This window comes from Pseudomonas putida (genome assembly GCF_022627325.1).
Lineage (GTDB): Bacteria > Pseudomonadota > Gammaproteobacteria > Pseudomonadales > Pseudomonadaceae > Aquipseudomonas > Aquipseudomonas putida_X.
In genome coordinates, this window is the sequence record NZ_JAETZZ010000072.1 from 1 (window position 1) to 253 (window position 253).

Here is a 253-nt window from a genome sequence, read left to right on the forward strand (position 1 = left end):
AGCCGCGATAGCCTTGCAGCAGACGCAATGGTACTTCCTGCGCACGGCTGGTGGTGTAGTCGAACAGCACAACTTGTCGATCGGGCGGACCACTGGCTTGCACCCACATCCAGGATTGGCTGGTCGGAGTGCGATCCATGAACCCCACCTTCTAAAAGATAGGGCCTCAGCTTACTGTGGTATCTCTGGCGAGCAGTTCCATGGCAGCAAGGCTTCGTAGTCTGAGACCGACGACGCATACGGCAGGCGCTCA

General features: G+C 58.1%; 1 pseudogene. It reads right to left on the minus strand.

Going from position 1 to position 253, the window contains the following annotated elements:
• Nucleotides 1–136 (minus strand): annotated as a pseudogene (locus tag JNA92_RS25760) (IS66 family transposase); the annotation flags it as partial.
• Between the last annotated feature and the right edge of the window lie 117 nt (nucleotides 137–253).